Origin of the sequence: Bordetella petrii (assembly GCF_020991325.1) — a bacterium.
Classification (GTDB): domain Bacteria; phylum Pseudomonadota; class Gammaproteobacteria; order Burkholderiales; family Burkholderiaceae_B; genus Bordetella_A; species Bordetella_A petrii_E.
On the sequence record NZ_JAJMLX010000303.1, the window covers coordinates 1 to 5,155 of the forward strand.

The following is a 5,155-nucleotide window of genomic DNA, read 5'->3' on the forward strand; positions in this document are numbered from 1 at the left end:
ATGGCGGGTGGCGCGGCGCGGCAGCCAGCCCGCCGCGCCCTAAGCAGGGGATTGCGACGGCGCGCCGGCCACGTCCGGTGTACCCGCCTCGGCCTCGGCTTTCATGCGCATCAGCAGGCTATGCAGCATTTCGGTGGACAGACCATGCAGCACCAACCGGTATCCGGCCCGCAGCGTCGACATGGGCACCAGCGGATGTTTGTTGTTGACCAGGATGAGATGCTGCGGCGCGCCCAGGATCTGCGCGGCATAAATACCCACGGTTTCGTCCAGCTGCAGGGAATTGGCGGCGCGCCAGAAGTCGTTGTCGGTCAGCATCAGCTGGTACAGCGGCGTGAACAGTTCGATGGCGCTTTGCAGGTCCAGGAAGTTGCGCCTGCGCTGCGGCATGTCGGCCAACCGCAGGCCCGGGTCGCGCACCATCGAAAAATCCACCCGGGCCGGCGCCTGCATCTCGACCCCGGCTTCGCGCAGCGCGCCGTTCAGCCGTATGACGAAATTGAACAGGTTCAAGTCGTGCTTGACGAACATCTCGTCGCGCAGGTCGGCGATGCGCATCGGCTCCAGCGGCGTGGTGCCGACCGGCACCGGCGCATTGCGGCCGATGAATGCCAGGATCTGCGCGCCCAGGTGGAAGTGCCGCAGGATCAGCCAGTTGGCTTCGGGCGACACGAAGTGTTCCAGCCCCCAGGCCAGGATGCGATGCAGCAGCTTCGAGTGCGACCAGCGGCGCGGCAGGAAGGTCTTGACGGCCTGGATCAGGATGATGAAAGCACGCGCCAGCGGCCGCAGGAAAGGCAGCAGGTATTGGCGCGAGCCGCAACTGGAATCGGCCAGCCAGGCGGCTTTCACGTCGTCGGGCAGCGGGGTGCTGCGGTCCAGGTACAGCGCCAGCCAGGGGTTGGGATCGGCAGGATCGTGTTCGCGCGTCAGGAAATCGGGCTTGCGTGAATTCATGCCGGGTCGGCCTCCATCACATGATGGAACTGCATCAGGTAAAGCGCCGCGGTGCGGCGCGCGGTGTCCACGATACGGCGTTCGGCCCGGCCGCGGTCATCGGCGTCCAGCGCCAGTTCCACCGCCATCAGCCAGCGTTCCAGATGGTTTTCATCATTGTGGCCATGGTATTCCAGGAAGCGGAACCGGTCGGGCGGCAGGTCCAGGCTGGCCTTCAACAATGGCAGCAATGCCGGCACGATGCGCTGGCCCGTGCCTTCGATGATGTAAATGGCGCCCAGCAGGCCTATGGGATCGCGCGTGGCGGCCAGGGCATGCAGATAGGCGTTGAGCGCCTCGCCGCCGGGGTTGCGCCGCAGCGCGTCGATATCGGCGACGGCGCCGCCGGCCTTGCGGTAATCGTCGAACAGGATTTGGAAATCGTCCTGCTCTTCGCCAGCATGCACGCCGATCAAGGCCGCCAGGTGCTGGTACGTGTCGCCCAGCGAGGCCGCGCCTTCGCGCATCCATTTGCTGCCTTCGCGCACCTGCGGAATCCAGTTTTCCATCCAGGCCAGGTAGTCGCCAGTGGTGAAACGGCGCTCGCGCAAGCGGCGCACCACCGGCGTGCGCCATACGCGCGAGCGGTAGTCGTGCCAGATCGAGGCCAGTTCCGTCAGCAGCGGCCCCAAACCCTGGGGAGCCCGGGCAGGATCGTGCGGCGGGGCAATGGCGTCGGCATCGTCGCTGTGCGCCGCGGCGACGGCCGCGCGCGCGGTGGACGGCAGCGCCTGCGACGGCGCGTCGGCGGACTCGGCCTCGAACAGCATGTAGGCGGCCATGAAGCGGCCGGATTCCGGTATGTAGCAGAACACCTGCTGCCCCGGTTCCAGGCGCCGGGTTTCCAGGAACTCGGCCAGCATGATCAGGATGGAGGCCGCCCCGGTATTGCCGCGCCACGCCAGGTTGCTGAACCAGCGTCCGCGTGCAATGGCCAGGCCGGCCTTGTCCATCAGGCCTTCGACGACGGGTATGAATTTTTCCGACGAGTAGTGGCACAGGAAATGATCCACCCGCGCCGGGTCCACCCAGCCGTCGCGCACCAGCGCAGCGTACTCGTGGATGCCGATGTCGAACAGGTGCGGCAACAGGCGGATATTCTGGCGCAGCGACAGCGCGCCGGCCGCTTCGGCCTCGGCCCACGACGGGTAATCCAGATGGCCGGCGCCGCCTTCGGCCGGCAGGCCCAGTTGCATGCACACGGGGTAATCGCCCGAAAACGCGCGCTGGTGTATCCACTTCAGGCGCAGCCGCAGGCCTGCCGACACGCCCGGCAATGTGCCGGCGCCATTGCCCAGCAGCACCGCGCCGGCGCCATCCGACAGCATCCAGCGCAGGAAGTGCGCGTCGAAATCGGCGTCGTAGCCGCGGGCCGCGAAGCGCGAGCGCTTGAACAGCCGCGACGGCATTTCGCTGGCCACGGCCAGTGCCTGCCGATGGGCCCCAAGTTGCACGCCCTGCGCGGCCGCCTGGATGGCCGACACCCCGGCCGCGCAGATGCCATGCACCGACACGGTTTCCATGGGCGGCGCGGCCAGTTCGCCCTGGATCATGTTGGCGAAGCCGGGCATCAGGGTATCGCCCCCGGACGAACCGCTGGCCAGCAGGGAAACCTGGGCCAGGTCGCGGTTCTGCCGGGCCAGGCAGTCGCGGATGGCCTGGGCGGCCTGCGCCGCGTTGGTCCAGCGCGTCTGGCCGGCCTCGTCGATGGCGTAGTAGCGCTGCCTGATGCCGTTCTCGGCCAGGATGCGCTGCTTGATGCGGCCCGACATGCGGTTCAGGGGCGCGATATAGCGGTCCATGTCCTGGTTGGACACGGGCTCGCCGGGCATGAAGTAGCCGGCGCTTTCCAGATAGACACGATCAAAGGCGACAGGCATGGGATAGCGAGGCTCCTACTCTTGGACGATATGCTCGGGCCGCATCAGCGGCCGGCTGCGGCAGCGCGGCCAGGCGGGCGCCAGCACGAAGACGCGCACCATGTACTGGACCAGGCCGGGTTCCAGCAAGGCGGGATCGACGCGGTGCCGGTAGTGCCGGGCATGCAGCCCGGGCAGTTCCGACCAGTGCGCGCGGGCGTGCTCGTGGTGCGCAGTGTGCAGGCCGATGTTGAACAGCAGCGGGTTGACCAGGCCTTCGAAATTGCGCGCGTAGCTCAGCTGCGCAAGCCTGCCGGGCCCGCCGTCGGCATGCGCATGCTGCAGGTAGTTCGTGGCCAGCAGCCAGTGCAGCCCATGCAACTGCGGCAGAATCACCAGCACCAGCGCCTTGGCCGGGTTCAGCGCCAGCAGCCCGCCCCACAGGCCCAGCCAGGCGGCGTATTGCCACAGGCAATAGCGCCAGGCGCCCGGCCTGTGGCGGCGCAAGCGGCCCAGCCAGCGCCAGAACAATGGATACAGCGTCCATGCGGCCTGCAACGGATGCAGCAGGTAACCCGGCAGGTGATTGGTGTCGCCGCCATAGCGATAGGTGCGGGCCAGGTCGCGCGCGCCGTGCTTGTGGCGATGGTGGTTGCAGGCATGCGCCGGGAAGAACACGAACGTGGGATGCCCTTGCAGCAGGGTCAGCGCCATGTCGGTAGCCCGGTTGGCCCGCCGCCGCCGCCACATGCGCAGGTGGGCATGGTTGTGGTTCACCACGCCGATGCCCAGCGTCAGGAACAGCATCAGCGCATACAGCAGCCCCTGCACGCCGTGCACCCATTGCCAGGCGGCCAGCGCCGGCACCGCCGCCATATAGGCCAGGCTTTGCACGTCGCGCCGGTGGCGCAAGGCCGCGGGCCGGCGGCCCCGCGGACTAGGCGCCGCGGCCAAGCGGCTCTCGCTGCCGGGCCGCCGCATCGGCCGGCAGGCGGGTGCGGAACAGGCGGTCCATGAAGGTGAACTGGAAACCATAGTTGCCGTGATAGCAGGCATGATGCAGATGATGCCGTCGGCTGGCCGCGAACCAGTGCGCATACGACACGCGCGGGAAGAAGTCGTAGTTGGCATGCCCCACGCAATTGAAGAACAGGCTGAACAGGGGCACCGAGAACAGCGACCAGAAGCTGAAGTCGTGTACCACCATGGGCAGCAAGATCACATTGCCCAGCATCAGCGCTTCGATGGGGTGGAAGCTGTAGGTGGAAAACGGCGTGGTCACCACCGACCGGTGGTGAGGCAGGTGAAAGCGGCGCAACGGCCGCGTATGCAGCAAGCGGTGATTCACCCAGAAATGCACGTCGTTCCAGGCCACCAGCACCAGGATCTCCAGCACGATCTGGCCCGCGCCGGCGCCGGGATCCAGGCGCGCCCAGCCCAGCTGCAGCAGACCCCACGGGAAAATCATGCCCAGCCCGAAAATCAGGACGGACACGCCTGACTGCGCCAGTTCGCGGCGCAGCTGGCCGGGCGCCAGCGGACGCGTGTCCAGCGCGCCGCCCACGCCCAACGCCGGCAGCACGCGGCGCGTCAGCAGCCAGGCGGCCGCGCCAAACACCAGATAAATGCCGCCGAAGAACAGCAGGCCCGCCAGCATGACCTGCCAGGCCGACAGCGATTGGAAAGCGTGTGCCATATGAGTTGTCGCCCGACGCCAGGGCCGCCCAGGATCGCCGCATCATAGCAATCTGGCGGCCGCAGTCTACCGGGGGCCTGGCTCCCGAAGGGTGCCTGACCCCGTCCATGGCGGTGAACCGTCCGGCGGCGCAACGTTGGATCGGGTGTCTGACTCCCGCCAGGGTGGCGGACACCGTGCTTGTTGGAATGGTCTTTGCACACCTCGGTGTCTGGCACCCCTTTCGGGGAGCCAGACACCAGGGCATCCCCCGGCGGGAACCAGACACCTTGTCGCGTCAGGCGGCCGCCCGGCGCGGCATCGGTCACGGAAATATCGGGAAGGGGTGCGTTCATGCTCGAAATCCGGTGGAGCGCCTTCTCCATCCGGATCGATGCAGGAAGCGCGGTCAGTTCAGGGCCAGTCGCGAAACGGGTTGTCCCACGTGGTCCAGTGCTCGGGGCCGGTGGCCATCTCGGCGTCGGTCAGCAGACACGCGTCGAAGCGCGCGCGCAGCGCGGGCTCGTCCATGTCCATGCCGATCAGCACGAGTTCCTGCCTTGCATCGCCGACGTGCTCGTCCCAGCGCGCGCGGATCTGCGCGACGGCTTCCGGGTCCTGCGGC

The 5,155-nt window shown here is 67.6% G+C and carries 5 protein-coding genes; all 5 read right to left on the reverse strand.

What is annotated here, in order from left to right; all coding sequences use genetic code 11:
• Nucleotides 1-39 precede the first annotated feature (39 nt).
• Nucleotides 40-957, reverse strand: a complete 918-nt coding sequence (locus LPZ50_RS21450; RefSeq protein WP_230664773.1) for a DUF6999 family protein — start codon at nt 955-957, stop codon at nt 40-42.
• Entirely contained in the window at nt 954-2,876 is a 1,923-nt protein-coding gene (locus tag LPZ50_RS21455) for an iron-containing redox enzyme family protein (RefSeq protein ID WP_230664775.1), read from the reverse strand. Before LPZ50_RS21455 ends, LPZ50_RS21450 begins: the two co-directional genes overlap by 4 nt.
• 15 nt (nt 2,877-2,891) lie before the next feature.
• Entirely contained in the window at nt 2,892-3,836 is a 945-nt protein-coding gene (locus LPZ50_RS21460; RefSeq protein WP_419195626.1) for a fatty acid desaturase, read from the reverse strand.
• The gene (locus tag LPZ50_RS21465; RefSeq protein ID WP_230664777.1) at nt 3,793-4,551 is read right to left on the reverse strand and encodes a sterol desaturase family protein; all 759 of its coding nucleotides are present in this window, start codon (nt 4,549-4,551) and stop codon (nt 3,793-3,795) included. The genes LPZ50_RS21460 and LPZ50_RS21465 overlap by 44 nt, the downstream gene beginning before the upstream one ends.
• Before the next feature lie 393 nt (nt 4,552-4,944).
• On the reverse strand, nt 4,945-5,155 hold a 211-nt coding region (locus LPZ50_RS21470), incomplete at its 5' end, for a GTP-binding protein (protein WP_230664779.1).

Excerpts from the sequence above, each read along its gene's own strand:
- LPZ50_RS21450 (WP_230664773.1), bottom strand. The coding sequence starts at position 957 with ATGAATTCACGCAAGCCCGATTTCCTGACGCGCGAACACGATCCTGCC.
- LPZ50_RS21455 (WP_230664775.1), bottom strand. The coding sequence starts at position 2,876 with ATGCCTGTCGCCTTTGATCGTGTCTATCTGGAAAGCGCCGGCTACTTC.
- LPZ50_RS21460 (WP_419195626.1), bottom strand. The coding sequence starts at position 3,836 with ATGCGGCGGCCCGGCAGCGAGAGCCGCTTGGCCGCGGCGCCTAGTCCG.
- LPZ50_RS21465 (WP_230664777.1), bottom strand. The coding sequence starts at position 4,551 with ATGGCACACGCTTTCCAATCGCTGTCGGCCTGGCAGGTCATGCTGGCG.